This window comes from Gordonia prachuapensis (genome assembly GCF_036350515.1).
Lineage (GTDB): Bacteria > Actinomycetota > Actinomycetes > Mycobacteriales > Mycobacteriaceae > Gordonia > Gordonia prachuapensis.
In genome coordinates, this window is the sequence record NZ_JAZDUE010000002.1 from 33,285 (window position 1) to 55,958 (window position 22,674).

At 65.8% G+C, this 22,674-nt stretch carries 18 protein-coding genes; 12 read left to right on the forward strand and 6 right to left on the reverse strand.

What is annotated here, in order from left to right; all coding sequences use genetic code 11:
• The first annotated feature begins 41 nt into the window (after window positions 1-41).
• The 5 genes from V1Y59_RS02560 (at window position 42) to V1Y59_RS02580 (ending at window position 7,783) form a co-directional block, all read left to right on the forward strand.
• The gene (locus V1Y59_RS02560; protein WP_330503274.1) at window positions 42-1,520 is read left to right on the forward strand and encodes a PAS domain S-box protein; all 1,479 of its coding nucleotides are present in this window, start codon (window positions 42-44) and stop codon (window positions 1,518-1,520) included.
• Window positions 1,521-1,742: 222 nt separating this feature from the next.
• Complete coding sequence (locus V1Y59_RS02565; protein WP_330503275.1) at window positions 1,743-3,239, forward strand: GMC family oxidoreductase; 1,497 nt, start codon at window positions 1,743-1,745, stop codon at window positions 3,237-3,239.
• A gap of 29 nt (window positions 3,240-3,268) precedes the next feature.
• A complete protein-coding gene (locus V1Y59_RS02570; RefSeq protein WP_330503276.1) occupies window positions 3,269-4,723 on the forward strand; it encodes an aldehyde dehydrogenase family protein in 1,455 nt (484 codons plus the stop codon).
• Between the two features lie 203 nt (window positions 4,724-4,926).
• On the forward strand, window positions 4,927-6,351 hold the full coding sequence (locus V1Y59_RS02575) for an APC family permease (RefSeq protein ID WP_330503277.1): 1,425 nt from the start codon (window positions 4,927-4,929) through the stop codon (window positions 6,349-6,351).
• A 61-nt stretch (window positions 6,352-6,412) separates the two neighbouring features.
• The gene (locus tag V1Y59_RS02580; RefSeq protein ID WP_330503278.1) at window positions 6,413-7,783 is read left to right on the forward strand and encodes an NAD(P)/FAD-dependent oxidoreductase; all 1,371 of its coding nucleotides are present in this window, start codon (window positions 6,413-6,415) and stop codon (window positions 7,781-7,783) included.
• A 19-nt stretch (window positions 7,784-7,802) separates the two neighbouring features.
• Here V1Y59_RS02580 and V1Y59_RS02585 read toward each other — a convergent pair whose 3' ends face one another.
• Window positions 7,803-8,480 carry a hypothetical protein gene (locus tag V1Y59_RS02585; RefSeq protein WP_330503279.1) on the reverse strand — a complete coding sequence of 226 codons (678 nt, stop codon included), beginning with the start codon at window positions 8,478-8,480 and terminating at the stop codon, window positions 7,803-7,805.
• Window positions 8,481-8,697: 217 nt separating this feature from the next.
• Between V1Y59_RS02585 and V1Y59_RS02590 the strand changes: the two genes are divergently transcribed.
• Window positions 8,698-9,585 carry a bile acid:sodium symporter family protein gene (locus V1Y59_RS02590; protein WP_330503280.1) on the forward strand — a complete coding sequence of 296 codons (888 nt, stop codon included), beginning with the start codon at window positions 8,698-8,700 and terminating at the stop codon, window positions 9,583-9,585.
• 4 nt (window positions 9,586-9,589) lie between these two features.
• Here V1Y59_RS02590 and V1Y59_RS02595 read toward each other — a convergent pair whose 3' ends face one another.
• Together V1Y59_RS02595 and V1Y59_RS02600 are read right to left on the reverse strand one after the other, a co-directional pair.
• Window positions 9,590-10,702, reverse strand: coding sequence for a T6SS phospholipase effector Tle1-like catalytic domain-containing protein (locus V1Y59_RS02595; protein WP_330503281.1), 1,113 nt, complete (start codon window positions 10,700-10,702; stop codon window positions 9,590-9,592).
• 93 nt (window positions 10,703-10,795) lie between these two features.
• On the reverse strand, window positions 10,796-11,734 hold the full coding sequence (locus tag V1Y59_RS02600; RefSeq protein ID WP_330503282.1) for a helix-turn-helix transcriptional regulator: 939 nt from the start codon (window positions 11,732-11,734) through the stop codon (window positions 10,796-10,798).
• A gap of 87 nt (window positions 11,735-11,821) precedes the next feature.
• On the opposite strand from V1Y59_RS02600, the gene V1Y59_RS02605 reads away from it, so the two are divergent.
• From V1Y59_RS02605 to V1Y59_RS02620, 4 genes are all read left to right on the forward strand, one after another.
• Window positions 11,822-12,415: a TIGR03086 family metal-binding protein gene (locus tag V1Y59_RS02605; protein ID WP_330503283.1), complete on the forward strand. Its 594-nt coding sequence runs from the start codon at window positions 11,822-11,824 to the stop codon at window positions 12,413-12,415.
• A 76-nt stretch (window positions 12,416-12,491) separates the two neighbouring features.
• A complete protein-coding gene (locus tag V1Y59_RS02610; RefSeq protein ID WP_330503284.1) occupies window positions 12,492-13,772 on the forward strand; it encodes an MFS transporter in 1,281 nt (426 codons plus the stop codon).
• A gap of 189 nt (window positions 13,773-13,961) precedes the next feature.
• On the forward strand, window positions 13,962-15,449 hold the full coding sequence (locus tag V1Y59_RS02615; protein ID WP_330503559.1) for an LVIVD repeat-containing protein: 1,488 nt from the start codon (window positions 13,962-13,964) through the stop codon (window positions 15,447-15,449).
• The gene (locus V1Y59_RS02620) at window positions 15,446-16,090 is read left to right on the forward strand and encodes a DUF305 domain-containing protein (RefSeq protein ID WP_330503285.1); all 645 of its coding nucleotides are present in this window, start codon (window positions 15,446-15,448) and stop codon (window positions 16,088-16,090) included. Before V1Y59_RS02615 ends, V1Y59_RS02620 begins: the two co-directional genes overlap by 4 nt.
• An 11-nt stretch (window positions 16,091-16,101) precedes the next feature.
• On the opposite strand, the gene V1Y59_RS02625 is transcribed toward V1Y59_RS02620, so the two are convergent.
• Window positions 16,102-16,947 (reverse strand): crotonase/enoyl-CoA hydratase family protein, encoded by an 846-nt coding sequence (locus V1Y59_RS02625; RefSeq protein ID WP_330503286.1) that lies wholly within the window; start codon window positions 16,945-16,947, stop codon window positions 16,102-16,104.
• Window positions 16,948-17,163: 216 nt separating this feature from the next.
• Here V1Y59_RS02625 and V1Y59_RS02630 point away from each other — a divergent pair, with 216 nt between their 5' ends.
• The gene (locus V1Y59_RS02630) at window positions 17,164-17,589 is read left to right on the forward strand and encodes a YciI family protein (RefSeq protein WP_330503287.1); all 426 of its coding nucleotides are present in this window, start codon (window positions 17,164-17,166) and stop codon (window positions 17,587-17,589) included.
• Window positions 17,586-18,818: an RNA polymerase sigma factor gene (locus tag V1Y59_RS02635; protein WP_330503288.1), complete on the forward strand. Its 1,233-nt coding sequence runs from the start codon at window positions 17,586-17,588 to the stop codon at window positions 18,816-18,818. The genes V1Y59_RS02630 and V1Y59_RS02635 overlap by 4 nt, the downstream gene beginning before the upstream one ends.
• Window positions 18,819-19,057: 239 nt before the next feature.
• Here V1Y59_RS02635 and V1Y59_RS02640 read toward each other — a convergent pair whose 3' ends face one another.
• Both V1Y59_RS02640 and V1Y59_RS02645 read right to left on the reverse strand, forming a co-directional pair.
• A complete protein-coding gene (locus V1Y59_RS02640) occupies window positions 19,058-19,381 on the reverse strand; it encodes a hypothetical protein (RefSeq protein ID WP_330503289.1) in 324 nt (107 codons plus the stop codon).
• A gap of 524 nt (window positions 19,382-19,905) precedes the next feature.
• Window positions 19,906-22,452, reverse strand: a complete 2,547-nt coding sequence (locus V1Y59_RS02645) for an ATP-dependent Clp protease ATP-binding subunit (protein ID WP_330503290.1) — start codon at window positions 22,450-22,452, stop codon at window positions 19,906-19,908.
• Window positions 22,453-22,674 lie beyond the last annotated feature (222 nt).

Below are 22,674 nucleotides of genomic sequence, written 5' to 3' on the forward strand. Positions count from 1 at the left end.
CGAGGCTCGGTGTTCAGAGTGGTTCGAAGGCGAGGTGAGCGATGTTCCCGGCACGCCGTGACTTCGAGCAGATGATCCTGAACACCGGGACCGGGATCCTCATTCACGAGGCAGCGTCGAAGAACATCCTGTGGGCGAATCCGGCGGCCTGCCGGATGTTCGGCTTCACCCTGGAAGAGCTGAAGCCCTTGAAGGCGCATCACATGAGTGCGCAGGAACGCCAGTACCGACGTGAGGTCGGGGTCGCATGGCTGCAATCGGCAGTCGTCCACGGTTCGAGTCGAAAGCAGTGGAAGTACCGCACCAAGGATGGTGTCGATTTCCTGACCGACGCCCGCGCGACCCTGGTGCGATGCGAGGACGGACCGGTGGTGATGGTGGAGTTCCGCAATATTTCGGACGAGGTCGAACTCCAGGAAGAGCTGACTTGGGTGTCGGAGTCGCTCCAGCGGATCATGACGCATACTGCGGCCGGTCTGGTGATACTCGACGACGACAACTGCATCGACGACATCTCGCCGCTGGCCGCCCGTCTCTTCGGACGTACACCGGCCGAGCTCTCCGGCGTCCACCTGGAGGACCTCGGCAAGTGCGAACCCCGGCTGACCAGCGATCACGTGGTCGAGCGGCTGGCTGCCGGAGCCGGCTCCGTCAGCATTCTCCAGGAGATCGGGAAGGACGACGGAACCACTTCCTGGCTGGCCGGCGAATTGGAGATCGTCGCGCACGACGGCATCCGCTCTCGCGTGTTGACGATGCGCGATGTGACCGACCGGGTGGAGTGGGAACGGCGGCATGCCTACCAGGAAGCCAACCTCCAGTACCTCAGCCGTTACCACGCGATGGGTGACATGGCGATGATCCTGGCCCACGAACTCGGGCAACCGCTGGCGGCCTCGACCAACTACCTGAGCGGCCTGAAGTCGCGGCTGGCAGCCGAGACAGTCGACGCGCGGAGCCTGTCGTACGGCATCGATCAGATCGAACGGCAGCTCAAGCGGGCAGGTGAGATCGTCACCTCCGTGAGGCGCTACGTGCGACGGATCGAGAGCACCGCGGTCCTGATGGACCTCAACGAGACGATCGAGGAAAGCCTCTACTTCGTGCGACTACGCGCCGCTGAACAGGGCGTTCGTGTCTTCGCCGAAATTCCCGAGCGCGATCTGTACGTCCACGGCGAAAGCGTGCTCATCGGGCAGGTCATCATCAATCTCTGCGTCAACGCCATCGAGGAGATCGTCAGACCGACCACCGAGGTCAAAGAACTCGCCATCGAGACCGGCCAGGCCGACGGGCACGTATTCGTGTCCATCCGCGATCAGGGTCGCGGCATGGGCACAGCGCCCACCAATCGGCTCACCTCCGGCGCCTTCTCCGCCAAACAAGACGGCGCCGGCATCGGTCTGATCATCTCCGAGCACATCGTCGAGCGGCACGGCGGCTCCATCGAGTACCTCCCGAACGACCCTCGCGGAACCGAGGTACGCTTGGTTCTACCATTGGCAGATAAAAACTTCTGATCGGCGACTTCAGGCTGCGGTAAAGGTACCTGTAGCACAGCGTTGGTTTGATCTAGTGGTCGTCATCCGCGCACGCGATTAGGTTTGGCTGCACCGACAACGACGTCGCGATCAATCGGCCGCACCGACGTCCAAACCTGCTCCCGACCAGACACATTCACCGTCGCTCAGTGACGCGGGTCACGAGGGAGGGGCACCGCGGTGCCACATCAAGGAGATGTCATGTCCACTCCCGAAGTACTCGTCCTCGGTTCCGGCACCGCCGGTTCGGTGGTGACCCGCAGGTTGATCGATGCCGGACACTCGGTGACCTTGGTGGAAGCCGGTGGACTCGACTCCAACCCGGCGATCCATGACCTGTCGCGTGTCGGCGAACTGTGGCTCGGACCGGAGGACTGGGGGTACTTCTCGGCACCTCAAGAGCAGGCACTCGGTCGCCGACTACACGTGCCCCGCGGAAAAGTGGTCGGCGGCTCCAACCAGCTCAACGGGACCATCTGGGTGCACGGCTCGCCCTGGGACTACGACCAGTGGGCGGCTGCGGGCAACACCGGGTGGGACTGGGAATCCGTCGCACCGCTGTTCAAACGGCTCGAGCGCGGAAGCACCGCGGAAGGTCTCGTCGACGCGGTGGAACCCGATCTCTCGCCGATCCAGCAGGCCATTCTCGATGCGGCCCAGGCGTGGGGGCTTCCGCTCAACGCCGACTACAACTCCGGCGACCAAGAAGGCGTGTCGCGGATGAAGCTGAACCTGCGTGACGGGAAGCGGTTGTCGACGTGGGCGGCCTACATGCGGACCCAGTTGGAGCACCCCAAGCTCACCCTCGAGCTGAACGCACTGATCGACTCCCTCATCGTCGCCGATGGCTCCGTGGTGGGAGTTCGGATCGTTCAGGATGGCCGGCGACGCGAGTTGCGTGCCGACAAGGTCGTGTTGTGTGCCGGCGCACTGGGTTCGCCCGGAATCCTTCTGCGCAGCGGTATCGGACCGGCCGACGAACTGCGGGCGCTCGGGATCGACGTGGTCGCCGATGTCCCCGGCGTCGGCAAGAACCTTCAGGACCACTTCCTGGTGCCGGTCATCTTCGGCACCGAACGGCCGATCGCGCCGCCGAACCCGTTCCAGCCGGTGACCCAGACGCACTGGTTCTGGAAGAGCCGCCCAGAGCTCGAGGTGCCCGACACCCAGCCGATCAACTTCAGCATTCCTTTCTACTACGACGAGGGAATGACCGGACCTGCTTCGGGTTTCACTTTGCATGCCGGTTTGATCCGGCCGCACAGTGCGGGCAGCGTCACTCTGTCGAGCACCGATCCGACCGCGCACCCGGTCATCGACTTCAACGTGCTGGCAGACCGACGTGATCTCGACGCCCTCATCGCGTCGGTGCGTCAGTGCCGCGAGGTCGGCCGACAGTCACCTCTCGCCGACGAGTGGGGCGCCTATGAGGCCCTGCCGGGCGCAACCGCCGACGATTCCGACGAGGCCATAGAGGCATGGGTTCGCCGCGGCGTCAACACCTACCACCACCAGGCCGGCACATGCCGGATGGGCACCGACGAGATGGCAGTGGTATCACCAGATCTCCGTGCGATGGGCGTCGAGAACCTCGTCATCGCGGACGCCTCCGTGATGCCCGCGGTCACCACCGGCAACACCAATGCGCCGACGGCGATGATCGCCGAGCGTGCCGCCGAATTGATCAGCGCTTCCTGAAACACAGTCCCCAACAAGGAGTACCGGAAATGATCGACCTTTCCACCCTCAACACCGGCCTGTTCGTCGGCGGTGAATGGCGCGCTGCCGCCGAATCGTTCACCACCTTCAACCCGGCCACCGGGCAGCCGCTCGCCGAGCTCGGGTCGGCGAACGCCGTCGAGGTCGACGCCGCGGTTGACGCCGCCACTGCCGCTTTTCGTGGCGAATGGGGCGCACTCGCCCCCTCGCGAAAGGGACAGCTGCTCAACAAGTTGGCTGATCTCGTCGAGCGTGACCTCGACCAGCTCGCCGCCCTCGAATCGCTGGACATGGGACGTCCGGTCGGCGCGAGCGCCGCCCTGATGATCCCGAATCTGATCGGCACCCTGCGCTACTACGCGGGCTGGGCCGACAAGATCAACGGCGAGCTGATCTCCAACGACGGCTACATGGGTGGCCCGGCGCCCACCCACGCCTACACACGTCGGGAGCCGCTCGGCGTCGTCGCCGCGATCGTGCCGTGGAACGCCCCGCTGATGATCCTGGGCTGGAAGCTCGCACCAGCGCTGGCGTGCGGTAACACCGTCATCATCAAGCCCGCCGAGGACGCCTCGCTGTCGATCCTGCGCCTCGCGGAGCTGATTGCGGAAGCCGGCTTCCCGGCCGGCACGGTCAACGTCCTGCCCGGACTCGGCAAGGTTGCAGGCGAAGCCCTCGCCGTCCATCCCGGCATCAAGAAGATCTCGTTCACCGGATCGACCGAGACCGGCCGCGCGATCCTGCGCAATTCCGCCGGCAACTTCAAGCGGACTGCGCTCGAACTCGGCGGCAAGGCACCCCAGATCATCTTCGACGACGCCAACCTCGAGGCAGCGATCCAGGGTGCCGCGATGGGCCTGTTCTTCAACCAGGGCGAGGTATGCGCCGCCGGAACGCGAATCCTCGCGCACCGCAGCGTGTACGACTCGGTGCTCGGTGGACTGAAGGGCGCGGCAGAAGCCCAAGTCATCGGCGACCCGTTCGATTCGGCCACCACCATGGGCCCGCTGGTCAGTGCACGCCAGCGTGATCGCGTGGTCGAGTACCTGAAGAAGGGCGCCGACGAGGGTGCCGAGCTGATCGCAGGTGGTTCCGCACCGGACCGTCCGGGCTACTTCGTCGAACCGACAGTGCTCGCCGGCGACAACAGCATGACCGTGGCCCAGGAGGAGATCTTCGGACCGGTCGGCATCGTCGTGCCGTTCGACTCCGACGACGAGGCCGTCGCGCTCGCCAATGACAACCAGTATGGACTGTCGGCGACCGTGTGGACCAATAATGTGTCTCGAGCACACACGATCTCGGGGCAGATCGAGGCCGGAGCCATCGGTGTCAACGGTTGGTCGCCGCTCGCGCCACAGCTCCCATGGGGCGGCGTCAAGGCCAGTGGCGTGGGCCGCGAGCTCGGCTACGAGGGCATTCTCGCCTACACCGAGACCAAGACAGTCACCGTGGTGCTGTAAGGAACCGACTTCTCCGAAACACGACCGGGGTGCGCGACGGCGACAAGCCATCGCCCACCCCGGTTTTCGTCGCTATCGGTCGTTGTAAAGGTATTCCCGACTCCACAGACCTTCCGGAGAGCTGCTCGAAGCAGTAGCGTGCATCACAACACTTCGTTCTACGTTCGTAGAACTACAGCCCTCCGCGCTCGAAGGAAGCCTCGATGATCGACCACTCCCTCACCAACTCCCCGCCGTCATCCAGTGCCTCGCTCCGCGGCTCGATCGGCGTCGCCGGGATCGTGTTCCTCGTCATCGCGGCCGCCGCACCGCTGACAGCGGTGGCCGGATCACTTCCGGTGATGATCGCGATCGGCAACGGCGCCGGTGCACCGGCTGCGTACATTCTCGCGGCAGCCGTCCTGCTGGTGTTCAGCGTCGGCTATGCGGCGATGAGCAGCTCCGTCACCGACACCGGCGCGTTCTACGCCTACGTCAGCAAGGGCCTGGGCCGGTCCACCGGTCTCGGTGCAGCCGCGCTGGCCCTACTCGCCTACACGACCATCCAGGCCGCGATCTACGGCCTGGCGGCATCCACCATGCAGAGCGTCGTCGTCCGCTTCGGTGGTCCCGACCTCCCCTGGTGGTTCTGGGCGTTCACCCTGATGGCACTCGCCGCGGTGCTCGGATATCGCAGCATCGATCTGGGCGCCAAGGTGTTGGGGGTGCTCCTCATCGCCGAGATCGCGCTCATCGTCGCGCTGATCGTCGGGGTCGTGGTCAAGGGAGGTGCGCACGGCGTGGACGCCGTGTCGTTCACCCCGGATGCCTTCCTGTCCGGCTCGCCGGGCATCGCGCTGATGTTCGCCATCGGCTCCTTCGTCGGCTTCGAGGCCACCGCCATCTACGGCGAGGAGGCCCGAAATCCGAAGCGCACCGTGCCCATCGCGACCTACACCGCTGTGATCTCGATCGGGGTGCTCTACGCTCTGGCCAGCTGGGCCGTGGTGCTGGCATTCGGCAGCGACAACGTCGCCGCCGCGGCCCAGTCGGACACCGCCGACCTCACCTTCATCGCCACCTCGGAGTTTCTTGGTTCGGTCGCCGCCGACATCCTGATGGTAATGCTGGTGACCAGCCTCTTCGCCGCACTACTCGCCTTCCACAACGCCATCGCCCGGTATACCTTCGCGCTGTCGCGCAACGGCGTCGCACCGCAAAGGTTCATGTCCGTGCACAGCCGGCACGGATCTCCGCATGCCGGCTCGGCGCTGCAGACGATCACCGCATTCCTGCTCGTCGGCGTATTCGCTCTCGCCGGGGCCGATCCCGTCCTGCAACTGTTCACCTGGATGGCCGGCGTGGCGATTGTCGCGATCCTGCTCCTCATGATCCTCACCAGCATCGCGATCATCGCCTACTTCCGTCGCTGCGACACCGACAACCGGGTCTGGCACACCAAAATCGCGCCGGTGCTCGGCACAATCGGGCTGCTCGGCATCACCACACTCGTGATAGCGAACTTCACCACGCTGATCAGCGGGTCCGCCGCTCTCGCCGGAGTCTTCCTGGCAATCATCGCCGCCACATTTGTCGGCGGTTGCCTCGCCGAGCGGGTGATCAGGCGCCGCGAACTGGCCTCCGCCTGATGCCAGGCCGACCTACGACTCAGCCCGCCCCGTAAACCCGAACACAGCAAGGACTTACCTCATGACCACCAACCGCCCCTCGGTCGTCGTCGTCGGCGCCGGCTTCGCCGGACTGATCGCAGCACGCGAACTCGAAGCCGCCGGCGTCAGCGTGCGAATCGTCGAAGCCCGCGACCGCGTCGGCGGCCGAGCATGGACCGACGAACGGCTCGGCGGGCATCCGCTCGAGATGGGCGCCACCTGGGTGCATTGGATGCAGCCGTTCGTCTGGACAGAGATCACCCGCTACGGGCAGGAGATCTATCCGAGCCCTGATATCGCCGACGCCTATTGGGTGAGCCAGGGAACAGTGCACCGCGGGACCGAGCACGACCTCGACGAGGCGCTGACCCGCCTTCAGGACAAGATCTTCGAAGGGTCGCGTGAGTTCTTTCCCTACCCGCACAATCCATTCGCCCTATTGCAGGACCCGACCGCCGATCCGGAACTGCTGGATCGCTTCCGCCGAGCCGATGAGGGAAGCGTGCTCGACTGTCTGCGCAACGGCGACTTCACGCAGGAGGAGATCGACCTCGCCGATTCGTACTGGTCGGCCGGCTACCAGGGTTCGACGAAGACAGCATCACCGCTCATGGCCAAACACTGGGCGGCACTGAGCGACCACCGCAGCTCGCTGATGGACGAACAGACGCTACGGTTCAAGCTCACCAACGGTATGCGCGGCCTGTACGAATCCATCGCCGCCGACCTCCGCACCGAGGTCTCCCTGAACACCGCCGTTACGCGGATCGCTCACCGCAACTCTGATGTCGAGGTGACCCTGACTGATGGCAGCGTCGTGCCCGCTGACGCTGTGATCGTGACCGTGCCCATCGGAGCGTTGAAGCATGTTGCGTTCGATCCGCCGCTTCCATCAGCCCAGCAGAAGGTCATCGACGAGGGCACCAACTCCGTCGGCTTCAAGATCTGGATCAAAGTTCCGGGACACCACTCGATCATTGCCGGGGCACCCGGCGACAATCCGATCTCGTTGCTGCGCAGCGAATACTTCCTCGAGGACGAAGACGCGACCATTCTGGTCGGGTTCGGCTCCGACCACACCGCCATCGACCTCGACGACAAAGCATCCGCCCAGAAAGCGATCAACGTCTGGCGCGACGACCTGACCGTCATCGACTGCGGCGGGCACGACTGGGTGGCCGACAAATGGTCGGGCCAGACCTGGGCGACCTTGCGTTCCGGCCAGTTCTTCGACGGTTGGAGCAACTTCGACACCGACGACGCCAGCCGACTGCGCTTCGCCGGTGCCGACTACGCCAAAGGGTGGAACGGCGTCGTCGTGGACGGTGCGATCGAGTCCGGTATCACCAATGCGCGCAAGGTCATCAACGCCCTCGCCCAGGAACGGGTCACGACGACGCCGACCGGATAGGACGACCGAAGCAGACGCACTACGACGCCCCGCCGCTGGCTTGCGCCCTCGCTATGTCGGCGGCCGCTGCAGGCCGTCGAGACCGGCCCGTATGCCGATCGCGTCGCGTCACCAAGGCGATCACCAGCGCAACCAACGAGCAGATCGGAATGGGCTGTCCGACAACGACGAAGATCGCGACGTCTCCGAGCACGGCGGCCGGGGCCACGACGATCACACCCGTCGGCGGCATCGGCGCTCGGCCGGGCGAACCACCGCGAACCCGGAACCACATGCGGCCCCATGGCTTGCCGATCGAGAGCCAACCCTGAAAGGCGATCAGCGAGGCCATGATCACGGTCCCGGTGATCAGCTGGGGTGGTGGCGAACCGCCCGCACTGTTGAGCGCCGGTGACAGGATCGCGATACCCACGAAGAGTTGGACCACGGTGATACCGAACTTCACCGCCACCCACCAGTGGTGAAAGTATCCCCACGACGTCGTCGCGCAGAGCAGGAACCCGGTGGCGGCAGAGGCGTTGGCCGACACCACCAGCACGGTGGTGTCCAGGAGATGCGCGGCCGCGGAATCGGCGCTGTTGTGCTGCAACAGCAGGACCATCATCGCAAGGGCCTGGCTCATCCAGCTCACGGATGAGAGCACGTGCAGCCATACCAGGACCTGTCGGGCCCGGCGAATCGGAGTGGAGACAGCCATGCGACCACGGTCGCACGCACTCTGGCGCAACCACATCGGGGTGCAACCCTGGATGATCCCTGAACTCCGAGAGGTAAACCACATGGGGAATTGCCCCAGTTGATGCCAGTACCTCATCTGGTTGGTCGCGACAGGTACTGAGTCGGAACGGTTTGCGCCCGGGCACGGGTACGCGATGTCATGATCGATCTGATTCACCCTGAGCCGAGGAGAGCTGATGGAATCGTCGTTCGTCGCCGTGGGACTGCCCATCGCCCTGGCGGTCATCATGTTCGGGTTGGGGTTGTCGCTGACTGTCGCCGATTTCCGGCGGGTTGCCCACAACCCGCGCGCAATCGCGGTCATCCTGGGCTGCCAGATGCTGCTGCTGCCGCTCGTGGCGTTCGGTTTGACGGTCGTGTTCGACCTCGAGCCCTATCTCGCCGTCGGCTTGATGATCCTGGCCGCGTCTCCTGGCGGCACCACGTCGAGCGTGTACAGCCACCTCTTCCGCGGTGACGTCGCACTGAATGTGACGCTGACGGCGATCAACTCGCTCCTCGGCCTCATCTCCCTGCCGATCGTCGTCAACCTGGCGCTGAACCACTTCGTCGGCTCCGACGAATCCGTCGGAATGCAGCCTGCCAAACTCCTGCAGGTCTTTGCCGTGGTCCTCATCCCGGTGATCCTCGGCATGGTAGTCCGACACCGCCGTCCCGAGTTCGCCGCACGGGCCGACAAGCCGGTGCGGATCGTGTCCATCGTCCTGCTGATCGGCGTCGTCCTCGGGGCACTGCTGGGCGAGGAGAAGGCCATGGAGTACCTGGCCCGCGTCGGAGTCGTCACGACCCTGTTCTGCGTACTCTCGCTACTCCTCGGCTACCTCGTGCCGCGAGTTGCCGGACTGACCCGCGGTCAGTCGATCGCCAGCGGTTTCGAGGTCGGAATCCACAATTCGACGCTGGCCATCGCCGTGGCGCTCACCGCGCTCGACAACTCGGAGATGGCAATCGCCCCGGCGGTCTACGGCATCCTGATGTTCCCGCTGGCCGCTCTGTTCGGGTTCGCGGTGCGGAAGCTGACGCGGCCTCGCGAACCGGTCGGCGCCGAAGGGACTCGAGCCTGATTCGCTACCGCGTCGGCCGGAAGTCGACTTCCATCTCCTTCCCGCCCCGCTTCAGGTAAGCCGCGAGATTCTCCGGATCGTAGGTGTCGACGTGGGCTCTGCGCTGGGTCGCGCTGCTCGCCGCATATTCGTGCTGTTCGTCGGCGTGCGCCATCGTCCGAGAGAAGGGCTTGAAGAACCAGCGGTAGAAGCCCTTCCGGGATTCCTGCAGCGGTGTGGCAAACGCGTTCGTGCCGAGGAGGAACGTCGTGATCGCGTCGACCGCGGTCGCCCTGAGCCTGGTGGCACCCGAAAGATCCTCGGACTCGCCTTCGGTGAAGCAGAGTCCGTGTTGGCGTGCCCGATCCATCATCCACACCAGCGGGATATCGCTGATCTGGCTGTCGTCGTAGCCGCCGCCGACGTTGCAGTGGACGCCGGAGAACCAGACCTGTTCGATGATCTGGTCGTCGGGGCGATCCGGCTTGGGCGACCACAGCGTCGGCTCGAACGGTCGGCGTTTCTCGTCGATCGCCAGTGCGTGGTAGGCCACCTTCACCGTGGAGCTCAGCTGCGTGTCGTGGAATGCCCAGCGCTCGTTGAACTTGTCGAAGATCTTCCACCCGTCGAGCGGAATCCCCAGTGACCCGACTGTGTCCCACACCCCGATGAACTCGATGGGTGTCTCATACGAGTAGGCCGCTCGGAACTCGGTGGCCCGCTGCTGCGCAGGCGCCGACGATCCGTCACGGTCGCGGTAGAGCTCGAACGCCTCATCGATCCGGTCCTTGTGCTCCCGCTTGAGTATTCCGCTGTTCCGGATGAAACCGGCGAGGCTGCGGGCGGTGTAGGCGCCGCGGCTGAATCCGAACAGGAAGATCTCGTCACCGGGCTCGTAGAGGTCGACGAGTTCGCCGTATCCCTTCTTGAGGTTCTTGGACAGTCCCCATCCGAGCGCTCCGCCACGAATCCTCTGCCACGGTTTGGTGCCGACTCCGGCGACATACAACGGCTTCTGGATGACACCGTCTCGATCGGTGGGCGCGATCGAGGTGTGGATCTTCACGACATTCGTCGGATTCTTCTGCCCGAAGGCGTTCCACGTTCCGTCGCAGCACACGATCAGGCGCTTGGCCATGGTGTTCGATACCCCCGTCTCAGGCGTGTCCGATTGGCTCCGGAGATCCTATGCCCTGGCGGCCTCGTCCCGCGTCCGGTGAACGGTCGACGCTCACGAAGACTTTCCGCCGACCATCGCGCGGGCACGCTCGAGCACGGCGTCGCGGATCGACTCGGGCGCCACGACCTCGCACGAAACGTCGAAGCACGCGGCCCAGATGAGAGTCGCTGCACGGGAGCCGTCGGCGAATCGCAGGCCGACCCGTACCGCGTCGCGGTCACCAACTGCTTCCACCTCTGTCAGGGTCGCGATCCGGCCGAGACGGTCGATGTCCGCGCGGGCACATTCGACGATGACGTCGACCGATTCGAACGACGCCCGGAACTCCCGCCGGTGCCGTTGCCAGATCTCCTCCAGGTCGACCTCCGCCTCGCGTTGGGCCGGCTCGTCCAGGACCTCGACGTGGGACATTCGTGAGACGCGATACATGCGTTCGCGGCCTTCGGAATTCGCGACGAGATACCACGTGTCGCCTGCGACGATGAGTCCGACCGGATCGAGGACCCGTCGACGCGGCTCGGCGTCGGGTCGCTGATAGGTCAACCGAATGCGTCGTCCGTCGAAGACCGCCTGTTGCAGCTCCGCGAGCGCGTCCTGACGTTGAGGTGCGCGGACGAATCCCTCCGGCCGCACCAGCACGCGCTGGGCAGCCCCGGCCGCCCGATCACGATGGGCCTCCGGCATTGCCGCCGCGACCTTGCGCATCGCGCTGGCGAAGGCGGGTGAGTCGAACCGGCCCGTCCCGGCCAGCAGCGACGTCGCCTCGTCCACCGTCAGCCCGGTCAGATCCGTGCGATAGCCCGGCAGCAACGCGAACCCGCCATGCCGGCCCCGCTCGGCGTAGACCGGCACCCCGGAGAGCGACAGGGCGTCGATGTCGCGCAGGACGGTGCGCTCGGAGACACCCAGTTCATCCGCGATCGCCGCCGCAGTCATTCGACCGTGCCTCTTCAACAGCATCATCACCGCGATCAGACGTTCCGCCCGCATGTCCCCAATCTTCCCTCAAAACATGACAGAAGATGTCGTATTTATTGCCTTCACTGGGAGTCACCAGCCACAACGAGAGGAATCGTCATGACCGCACCATCCGATCCGCGACCCGCCTACGCAGCAGCCACCACCTGGGTGTTCGAGCTGCTGTCCGCGGTGTCCGACGACCAGCTCGATTCCCCCACGCCGTGCGAGGACTTCGACGTCCAGACGCTGGCCGCACACCTCGTCGCGACGGCGAACAAGGCCGTCGCGCTGGGGTCGGGAGCCGATGCGTTGGCCCTGCCGTCGTTCGCCGACCGGCACGACGCGGCGGCGTATGTCGAGACCGTCGGCCGCGCCGTCGAGGTCTGGTCCGACGACTCCACGCTCGCGCGCACCGTCAAGGTGCCGTGGGGCGAGGTACCGGGAGCCGCAGCGCTCTGGGGGTACGTCAGCGAGACGCTGGTCCACGGGTGGGATCTCGCGGTCGCCACCGGGCAGCCGGCCGAGGCCGACCCAACGATCGTGGAGCCGGTACTCGCCGTCGCCCGGCAGTTCATCCCGGCCGAGATCCGCGAGGATGACGCGGTGCCATTCGGTGCGGTCGTCGAATCCCGCGCCGAGGCCGGGCCCACCGAACGCCTGGCCAACTGGACCGGGCGGGAGTCGTCGAAATGGGTGAGTGCGGTGGCGTGAGGGGGGTTTCGATACGCCCTCGCCTAGCGGCTCGGGCTACTCAACCAGCGAGGGCAAAAGCATACAGTGGAACCTTGTGTCCACCGAACGTACGCCCGGACTGAGTACGGGCGGCGGACCCGCGACGGGAGTCTTCGCGTCCCTCGCCAACCCCAACTATCGGCTCTACTTCGGTGGCCAGACGCTGTCCATGACGGGCACGTGGATGCAGATGACCGCGCAGGCGTGGCTGGTCCTCGAGCTCAGCGGGTCGGCGTCGGTACTGGGTGCCATCGTCGCGCTGCAGGCGTTGCCGATCCTGCTCCTCGGGCCATATGCGGGGGTCATCGCCGACCGTGTCGACCGCCGCCGCCTGATGATCACCCTCCAGACCGTCATGGGTCTGCTCGCCGGTGCGCTCGCGGCGCTCACCGTCGGCGGCTGGGTGCAGATCTGGCACATCGCCGTCCTCGCGCTCCTGCTCGGACTCAACAACGCATTCGAGAATCCCGCCCGACAGGCGTTCATCCACCAGGTCGTCGGTGAGGACCTGATCCGCAACGCGGTCACGCTGAACTCGGTGATGGTCAACGCCGCCCGGGCCATCGGCCCCGGTGTGGCCGGTGTTCTGGTCGCGACGATCGGCGCCGGGTGGTGTTTCGCGATCAACGCGGCGAGTTTTGTCGCGGTCGTCATCTCCCTGGTGGCAATGAACACGGACACCATCGAGTACGAGGCGCCGGTCGCGCGGGCCAAAGGCCAACTCCGAGAGGGTCTGCGGTACGTGCGTGGTTCGCCGTCGCTGTGGATTCCACTGGTGATGATGGCTCTCGTCGGCACGCTGACCTACGAGTTCCAGGTGTCCATCCCGGCCGCCGCGGAGGGCACCTTCGCCGGCGGCCCACAGGCCCTCGGATACATGACCTCGGCGATGGGCGTCGGAGCCGTGGTCGGTGGGCTGTTCGTGGCGGCCCGCGGCACCACCGGACTGCGACCGTTGACCATCGCGTCCGCAGGATTCGGTGTCACGATGACCGCGACCGCGCTCGCCCCGTCGCTGCCCTTCGCGATCATCGCGCTGTTCTTCGTCGGCTGGCTCAGCGTGACGTTCATGTCCACCGGCAACGCGACCCTGCAGCTCACCGCTACCCCGCAGATGCGCGGGCGCGTGATGTCGCTGTGGTCGGTGGCATTCATGGGTTCGACGCCGATCGGCGGCCCGATCATCGGCGCGATCTCCGAGGCCACCGACGCGCGAGTGGGACTCGGTGTCGGTGCCGCCACCTGTTTTGTCGCCGCACTCCTCGGGGCTGTCGCATGGCGGCGACAGGGTGGCAGCCGTCCCGTACGACTCCGCCCGACCGAGGGGTCGCTCTAGCGCGGTGTCGTCCGACCGTGTCGAGAATTCTCATTCTCGCGAGACGGATCTGGCTTTCCGTCTAATGTGATCCACCACACAGATCCAGTTCCAGGGGGAGTCGGCATGTCTGACCGATCGATGCCCGACGAGCATCGAGGACGGCCCCGCGGCCGAATCGGCTTGTCCTGCCTGGTCGCCGTGATCGCGATGGTGCTGTCGATCCTCGGCACCGCTCCGGCCGCCGCGGCCACCCACTACTTCCCCGACATCTCCGAGGTCGCGGTACCGGAGGCCGAGTGCGGTCCGGGTTCGCTGCCCGAGCCCGGCCTGCAGGGCGACGTCAGTGCCGAGGACCGCAACTCCGGACGGAGCCGACTGGGATACCGATGCAACATGTCGCAGCTGGGCACCGTGCGCGGAGCCGGCGGCGGCATCGTGTCGGTGACCTTCGACCATTGCAGCTACACCGGCAGCCTCTTCCCGGGCACCAACCTGGTACCGCAACCCGGTGTGCAGGTGGTCGACGTCACCAACCCTCGGAACCCGCGGATCGTCGGCTCCCTCGCCGAACCGGCCATGCGCGGCGGCACCTGGGAGACCCTCAAGGTCAACAAGGAGCGAAAGCTGCTGGCCGCGACATCCGTTCCACTCAATTGGGGCGGCGGATTCTTCTCGATCTACGACATCTCCGATTGTGACAAGCCGAAGCTGCTCAACCGTGGCCCGGGAACATCGTCACCGCTTCCGTTCACGTCGCACGAGGGCGGGTTCTCGCCAGACGGTCGTACCTATTGGGCGTCCGGGATCTTCCCCGGCCACCTCAGCGCCATCGACGTCTCGAATCCGGCCGCACCGACGGTGATCTGGCAGGGACTGCACAGTTTCCTCGGACACGGTTTCGGCATCACCCCGGACGGCAACCGGATGTACCTGTCGAATGCGGCCGGGGTGACGGTACTGGATATCAGTGCGGTGCAACGTCGTTCACCCTATCCGCAGGTGCCCCACGTCGTCGCCTACCTGTGGCCGGACGGACAGGTCAACCAGCACACCATCCCGGTGACCTACCGCGGCCGACCGCACATCATCACGATCGACGAACTCGGCTCCGGCGGGGTGAAGTTCTTCGATGTCAGCAAGGTGAACGAGCCCGGGTACGTCGCACAGATCAAACTGGAGATCAACCTGCCGAGCAACCTCGACACCAACCTCCGGTCGTCGATGGGCGGAAGTGTGTTCAGCAGCAATCCGCACTACTGCGCGGTGGATCGCCCGCAGAACCCCACCGCCCTCGCATGTTCCTGGGAGTCATCGGGTATTCGAGTGTTCGACATCCGCAACATCAAGCAGATCAGGGAGATCGGCTACTTCAACCCACCCGCGCAGAAGAACGCGACGATCGTCGAGTTGCCGAATTCGCCGCACGTTCTCGCGTCTGCGGCCGGATTCCCCGCGGTGGAGTTCCTCAGCCTCGGCATGTCAATCGCCAACGGCAAAGTGGCGTTTCACGAGATGATCGGACCCCGCACCCACATGCTGATCGGCGGCGACATGGCGACCGACTGGTGCCTGTCGCCTCCGGAGTGGCGCGGTAACCAGATCTGGACGACCTGCTCCGACGGCGGGTTCTATGCCCTGCAACTGAGTCCGCGCGTCTACACCCCACCCGACGATCAGGATTCGAACATCGGATGAGCACCACCGTGGTACGGATCGTCGGAGTTGTCGGGGTCGCCGCGCTCCTCCTCGCGATGGGGGTTGCGATCGGCGTGGCCTGGGAGAATCATCGCGACTCGGGCGGGCACCGCACGCCGAGTGTCACCGACATCGGGTTCGCGCAGGACATGGCGACTCACCACGACCAGGCGATCCTGATGTCGCAGAGCCTCTCCCGTGACGTCGCACCTCAGGTCCGCGGGCTCGCCGACCGCATCGTCGCGGCGCAGACGGCCGAGGTCGCCACCATGCGCGGCTGGTTGACCTGGTTCGCCGCGCCGATGACGTCCGACGAACCGATGTCATGGATGGGCGATGGACCCGGCCATCGACACGGCCCGACCGACTCCGACGGGCCTCCCATGCCCGGGATGGCCAACACCGACGAGCTCGGCCGGCTCGCCGCCGCTCACGGACGCGCTGCAGAGGTCTTGTTCCTGCAGTTGATGATTCGACACCATCACGGTGGCCTCGACATGGCACAGGCCGCCTACAACGATCCGCGGTCGAGCTCGGCAACCAAACAGCTCGCGCTCACCATGATCGGCGAGCAGGGCGACGAGATCGGCCAGATGACCCTGATGCTGCGCGAGCGCAACGCGCAGCCGCTGCCGATGTGAGACCCGAGCCGTTAGAAAATCTCCGGCAGGTCCGTTGACACACGATCGGTGAACGTCGCCGGCCGCTTTTCCAGGAACGACGTGACGCCCTCGGCGACGTCGGCCATGGTGCCGCGGTAGTAGATCGCCTTGGAGTCGGCGCGGTGGGCGTCCCAGGGGCTCGATGCGCCGGCCATCCGCCACAGCAGTTGCCGGGTCAACGCCACCGACACCGGCGCCGTCGTCGACGTCATCTCCCGGGCCACCGCGATCGCCGTCGAGAGCACCTCGTCCTTGGGCACCACCTGCTGCACCAGCCCCTTTTCGTGGGCCTCGGCCACCGGCACCATCTTCGCGCCCATCGTCCACTGCAGGGCGGTGGGCAGGCCGACGAGTTTCGGCAGGAACCAGGTCGATGCCGCTTCCGGGACCAGCCCCCGCTGCGCGAAGACGAAACCGAACTTGGCGTCGTCAGAGGCGATGCGGACGTCGGCGGGCAAGGTCATGGTCACCCCCACGCCGGCGGCCGCGCCGTTGATGGCCATCACCACAGGTTTGAGTGATTCGAAGATACGTAGCGTGACCTGCCCGCCCATGTCACGGGGGATGTCACCCGACTCCTGCTGCTCGAGTTCGAAAGTGGTTGCACCGCCACCGAGGTCGGCGCCCGCACAGAAGGCACGGCCGGTCCCGGTGATCACCACCGCACGCACCGAGTCGTCGGCGTCGGTCTCATCGAAGACGGAGATCAGTTCCTCCCCCATCTGGTGGGTGAAGGCGTTGAGCCGGTCGGGCCGGTTGAGGCGGATGATCGCGACGTCACCGTCACGTTCGAGAACGATGTGCTTTTCGGCGGTCTGCTCGGTCAGAGAGGTCACCGATCCAACGTACTCGACGACCGAGCGATCGTTCGTGAAGTCTCGCGAACGCGGACCCATCCAGGTGTGCATCGGCTGTCCGGTCGGCCCCATCTGACCACTGTCGAAAACTATTCTGAGCGCGGTGTCGATTTCACTCGCACTCGTTCGACGTCAGGGTAGAGGGTTTCACCAGGGACCCCGTTCCGCACGACAATCCGAGAGAAAGGCAACACGATGAAGTACATGCTGATCATGCGCGCAACCGAGGCTGCCGAAGCCGCTGCCGCCGACGTCGACTTCCAGGAGATCATCAACGCGATGGGGCGTTTCAACGAGGAGATGATCAACGCAGGGGTGCTTCTCTCCGGCGAGGGACTCGCGGATCCGTCCGAGGGATTCGTGGTGAGCTTCTCCGCTGACGAAGACCCGCTGGTCACCGACGGTCCGTACGGTGAGGTCCACGAGATGTTCAACGGATTCTGGATTCTGCAGGTCTCCAGCAAGGAACAGGCCGCGCAGTGGGCGAAGAAGGCCCCGCTCGGCCCGGGCACCAAGCTCGAGGTGCGCCGCGTCACCGACGAGTCCGACTTCGAGGACTACGCCGACAACGAGTACATCCAGAAGGAGAAGGGGTGGCGGGAGGAACTCGGCACCAAGTGAGCGACGACGACATCCGGCGGTCCGTCGATGCGGTGTGGCGTATCGAGGGCAGCCGGATCGTCGCGACGCTCGCACGCGTCGTCGGAGATGTGGGATTCGCGGAGGATCTCGCACAGGAGGCGATCGCCGAGGCACTCGAGCAATGGCCCGACGCCGGCGTTCCGCGGAACGCCGGCGCCTGGCTGACCGCGGTTGCCAAGCGCCGCGCGATCGACGGATGGCGACGGCAGGAACGGCTCGACGACCGCTATCAGATGATCGCCCGCGACCTCTCCGAAGTGGCCGAGGAAGAGTGGGAGCCGGTGCGCGACGACGTCCTCAAACTGGTGTTCGTCGCCTGTCACCCGGTCCTCAAGCGCGACGCTCAGGTCGCGCTCACGCTCCGTGTCGTCGGCGGCCTGAGTACCGAGGAACTCGCGCGCCTGTTCCTCACGACGGTGCCGACCATCCAGCAGCGGATCGTGCGTGCCAAGAAGACGCTGTCGGCGGCCCGGGTGCCCTACGAGGCACCCGAGCCGGCGCAGTGGCCCGAACGCCTCAACGGGGTGCTCGGTGTCATCTACCTGATCTTCACCGAGGGGTACTCCGCGACCTCGGGTGACACCTGGATGCGCCGGGAGCTGGCCGCGGAGGCATTGCGGCTCGGCCGTGTGTTGTCCGCGCTGGTGCCGTCCGAACCCGAAGTGCATGGGCTGGTCGCGCTGATGGAGCTTCAGTCGTCGCGGTTTGCGGCGCGCGTCGGGGCCGACGGGCGTCCCGTGCTGCTCGCCGATCAGGACCGGCGACGCTGGGACCGTGGCCAGATCTCCCGCGGGCTCGCCACCCTCGACCACGTCGACACCTTGGGCCGCGGCCGCGGGCCGTACGCCCTGCAGGCCGCGATCGCCGCCTGCCACGCGCGCGCCACGTCGGTCGACGCCACGGATTGGGCGCAGATCGTCATCATCTACGAGGCTCTGGAAGAGTTGACCCGCAATCCGGTGGTGACGTTGAACAAGGTGGTCGCGGTGTCGATGGCAGCGAGCGCCGACGACGCGCTCCACCTGCTCGACACCGAGGTCGATACGAAGAAGCTGGCGAGCTCACACCTGGTGCCGAGCGTGCGCGGTGAACTGCTGGCCCAGCTGGGCCGCACCGAGGAGGCCCGGTCCGAGCTGCGCCGGGCCGTCGAGCTGACCGCGAACGGCGACCAGCGCCGGGTGTTGGAGGAGAAGATCGCGGCGTTGTAGTCGGCGGGACCGCAGATCGAGAAGCCCGAGCCCCAACCGCTGATCCCCACCGCTGATCAAGAAACCCGAGCCCCACCCGCTGGTCGAGTGGGCCGAGCCCCACCCGCTGATCGAGAAGGCCGACCCCCACCCGCTGATCGAGAAGGCCGACCCCCACCCGCTGATCGAGTAGGTCGAGCCGCTAGGCGAGGCCGTATCGAGATCCAGTGCGGCTCAAGCGGTCTCGATACGCCGATCACCTACTCGACGACCGAGCGATCGTTCCTAGAGTCTCCGTTTCCACGAGGGCTATGGCCTGATACCTCGCGGAACGGCGCGGATCGGCCGCCTGCCAAAATCACGAGGCACGCGGTGGCCGCGATGAGTGTGGGGCCGGCGAGCACGATGGCCCAGCCCAGTCGCTCGTCACGCGCCACGGCACACACCCGGTAGACGCGCTCACCGTCTCGGTTCTCGATGTAATCGACCTGGGCCGAGCTGTGTTGGTCGCCGATGATCGAATTGCACGAGAAAGTGACCTCTCCGTCAGCCTTCGTCGGCTGCGGGGCGAGGAACAGCAACATGATGACGCCCCACGTTCCCGCCAACCACAGTGTCGCGGTGATCCCCGCCCACAGACCCCGACGACGAAGGAATGTTCCGATCTGACGACTGGACCCCACTGTCTGCGTCTCCCCCGATGACGACATGCACCCATTGTAGGTAATACCGGGCCGACGGCGCGGAGTGGAGCACTGCGCGAAGGCGCGCCGGATCGCGGCGTTGTGACGGCCCACTATCCCGCTGATCGAGTAGGCCGAGCCGCTAGGCGAGGCCGTATCGAGATCTAGTGCGGCTCAAGCGGTCTCGATACGCCGCTCGCCTAGCGGCTCGCGGCTACTCGACCACCGGGTGGGGGCTCGCGGCTACTCGACCACCGGGTGGGGGCTCGCGACTACTCGACCACCGGGTGGGGGCTCGCGGCTAGTCGACCACCGGGTGGGGGCTCGCGGCTACTCGACCAGCGGGTGGAGCCACCCCTGAACGTCGAAACCACCTTGCTTCACAAGCAAGGTGGTTTCGACGTTGTGGAGTATCTGAGCGGAGGCTAGCTCGCCTCGCCCTTGCTCTCGCCGGCCTTGGTCAGCTCGGCGGGAGCGTCCGGGAGCTCACGCGGCTTCTCCGATCCGGTGAAGACGAACCGGGCGTCCTCACCGTCGTCCTCGCCGTCCCAGCCTTCGACGTCGACCAGCACGATCTGACCCGCGGTCAGCTCGTTGAACAGGATCTTCTCCGAGAGCTGATCCTCGATCTCACGCTGGATCGTGCGACGCAGCGGCCGGGCACCGAGCACCGGGTCGAAGCCGCGCTTGGCGAGCAGCCCCTTCGCCTTGTCGGTGAGCTCGATCGCCATGTCCTTGTTCTTCAGCTGCGTCTCGACGCGGGTGATCATGAGATCGACCATCTCGATGATCTCCTGCTGCGTCAGCTGGTGGAACACGATCACGTCGTCGATACGGTTCAGGAACTCCGGCCGGAAGTGCTTCTTCAGCTCGTCGTTGACCTTGAGCTTCATCCGCTCGTAGTTCGACGTCGAGTCGTCACCGGAGGTGAAGCCCAGGCCGACGGCCTTGGAGATGTCGCTCGTACCGAGGTTCGAGGTGAAGATCAGCACGGTGTTCTTGAAGTCGACCGTGCGTCCCTGACCGTCGGTGAGACGGCCGTCCTCGAGGACCTGCAGCAACGTGTTGTAGATCTCCTGATGCGCCTTCTCGATCTCGTCGAACAGCACCACCGAGAACGGCTTGCGGCGCACCTTCTCGGTGAGCTGGCCGCCCTCTTCGTAGCCGACGTAGCCGGGAGGGGCACCGAACAGCCGCGACGCGGTGAACCGGTCGTGGAACTCACCCATGTCGATCTGGATGAGCGCGTCGTCCTCGCCGAACAGGAAGTTCGCGAGCGCCTTGGACAGCTCGGTCTTACCGACACCGGACGGGCCGGCGAAGATGAACGAACCGGACGGGCGCTTCGGGTCCTTCAGGCCGGCGCGGGTACGGCGGATCGCCTTGGACACGGCCTTGACCGCATCCTCCTGGCCGATGATCCGCTTGTGCAGCTCGTCCTCCATGCGGAGCAGACGGGTGGTCTCCTCCTCGGTGAGCTTGAACACCGGGATTCCGGTCCAGTTGCCGAGGACCTCGGCGATCTGCTCGTCGTCGACCTCGGCCACGACGTCCATGTCGCCGCTACGCCACTGCTTCTCACGCTCGGCACGCTCGTTGACCAGCTGCTTCTCCTTGTCGCGGAGATTGGCGGCCTTTTCGAAGTCCTGCGCGTCGATCGCGGACTCCTTCTCCTTGCGCGCGTCGGCGATGCGATCGTCGAACTCACGCAGGTCCGGCGGCGCGGTCATCCGGCGGATACGCATGCGCGCGCCCGCCTCGTCGATGAGGTCGATCGCCTTGTCCGGCAGGAAGCGGTCGTTGATGTACCGGTCGGCCAGCGTCGCGGCCGCGGCGAGTGCACCGTCGGTGATGGACACCCGGTGGTGGCTCTCGTAGCGGTCGCGCAGACCCTTGAGGATCTCGATGGTGTGTTCCACCGACGGCTCACCGACCTGCACCGGCTGGAACCGGCGTTCGAGGGCGGCGTCCTTCTCGATGTACTTGCGGTACTCGTCGAGGGTGGTGGCGCCGATGGTCTGCAGCTCGCCACGGGCCAGCTTCGGCTTGAGGATGCTGGCGGCGTCGATCGCGCCCTCGGCGGCACCCGCCCCGACCAGCGTGTGCAGCTCGTCGATGAACAGGATGATGTCGCCGCGGGTGTTGATCTCCTTGAGCACCTTCTTGAGGCGTTCCTCGAAGTCACCGCGGTAGCGGCTGCCCGCGACCAAAGAACCGAGGTCGAGGGTGTAGAGCTGCTTGTCCTTGAGCGTCTCGGGCACCTGGCCATTGACGATGGCCTGCGCAAGGCCCTCGACGACGGCGGTCTTGCCGACGCCGGGCTCGCCGATCAGCACCGGGTTGTTCTTGGTGCGGCGGCTCAGCACCTGCATGACCCGCTCGATCTCCTTCTCGCGCCCGATGACGGGGTCGAGCTTGGCCTCGGCGGCGGCCGCGGTCAGGTTGCGGCCGAACTGGTCGAGGACGAGCGAGGTCGACGGGGTGCCGGACTCGCTGCTGCGACCGCCGGTGCCGGCTTCCTGCGGCTCCTTGCCCTGGTAGCCACTCAGCAGCTGGATGACCTGCTGGCGGACCCGGTTGAGGTCGGCACCCAGCTTGACCAGCACCTGAGCGGCAACACCCTCGCCCTCACGGATGAGGCCGAGCAGGATGTGCTCGGTGCCGATGTAGTTGTGGCCGAGCTGCAGCGCCTCGCGCAGCGAGAGCTCCAGGACCTTCTTGGCGCGCGGCGTGAACGGGATGTGACCCGACGGTGCCTGCTGGCCCTGGCCGATGATCTCCTCGACCTGGCTGCGGACACCCTCCAGCGAGATCCCGAGCGACTCGAGCGCCTTGGCGGCCACGCCCTCACCCTCGTGGATGAGACCCAGGAGGATGTGCTCGGTGCCGATGTAGTTGTGGTTGAGCATCCGCGCTTCTTCTTGCGCCAGGACGACGACCCGGCGTGCGCGGTCGGTGAACCGTTCGAACATTGTTCTCCCTCGTTTGCTAGCGCCCCGGCCGTCGGTGGCAACCGCAGTGGCGACAACTGCGGAAGCGGTGTCGGAAACGTCGTGTCCCTGTGTGACGACCAGCCTGCTTCCACTCTAGTGGTCGCTCGAGGTGCATCCACAGTTAACGCCCGTCAGCAACGATTCATCTGGCCGACATGGCGGGGGTCTGCGCAGTACAACCGCGCACGTCGGCGCTGTGTT

Bases quoted from the DNA above. Each gene is read 5' to 3' on its own strand.
- V1Y59_RS02560 (WP_330503274.1), top strand. From the start codon at position 42: ATGTTCCCGGCACGCCGTGACTTCGAGCAGATGATCCTGAACACCGGG.
- V1Y59_RS02565 (WP_330503275.1), top strand. From the start codon at position 1,743: ATGTCCACTCCCGAAGTACTCGTCCTCGGTTCCGGCACCGCCGGTTCG.
- V1Y59_RS02570 (WP_330503276.1), top strand. From the start codon at position 3,269: ATGATCGACCTTTCCACCCTCAACACCGGCCTGTTCGTCGGCGGTGAA.
- V1Y59_RS02575 (WP_330503277.1), top strand. From the start codon at position 4,927: ATGATCGACCACTCCCTCACCAACTCCCCGCCGTCATCCAGTGCCTCG.
- V1Y59_RS02580 (WP_330503278.1), top strand. From the start codon at position 6,413: ATGACCACCAACCGCCCCTCGGTCGTCGTCGTCGGCGCCGGCTTCGCC.
- V1Y59_RS02585 (WP_330503279.1), bottom strand. From the start codon at position 8,480: ATGGCTGTCTCCACTCCGATTCGCCGGGCCCGACAGGTCCTGGTATGG.
- V1Y59_RS02590 (WP_330503280.1), top strand. From the start codon at position 8,698: ATGGAATCGTCGTTCGTCGCCGTGGGACTGCCCATCGCCCTGGCGGTC.
- V1Y59_RS02595 (WP_330503281.1), bottom strand. From the start codon at position 10,702: ATGGCCAAGCGCCTGATCGTGTGCTGCGACGGAACGTGGAACGCCTTC.
- V1Y59_RS02600 (WP_330503282.1), bottom strand. From the start codon at position 11,734: ATGCGGGCGGAACGTCTGATCGCGGTGATGATGCTGTTGAAGAGGCAC.
- V1Y59_RS02605 (WP_330503283.1), top strand. From the start codon at position 11,822: ATGACCGCACCATCCGATCCGCGACCCGCCTACGCAGCAGCCACCACC.
- V1Y59_RS02615 (WP_330503559.1), top strand. From the start codon at position 13,962: ATGGTGCTGTCGATCCTCGGCACCGCTCCGGCCGCCGCGGCCACCCAC.
- V1Y59_RS02620 (WP_330503285.1), top strand. From the start codon at position 15,446: ATGAGCACCACCGTGGTACGGATCGTCGGAGTTGTCGGGGTCGCCGCG.
- V1Y59_RS02630 (WP_330503287.1), top strand. From the start codon at position 17,164: ATGAAGTACATGCTGATCATGCGCGCAACCGAGGCTGCCGAAGCCGCT.
- V1Y59_RS02640 (WP_330503289.1), bottom strand. From the start codon at position 19,381: ATGTTGCTGTTCCTCGCCCCGCAGCCGACGAAGGCTGACGGAGAGGTC.
- V1Y59_RS02645 (WP_330503290.1), bottom strand. From the start codon at position 22,452: ATGTTCGAACGGTTCACCGACCGCGCACGCCGGGTCGTCGTCCTGGCG.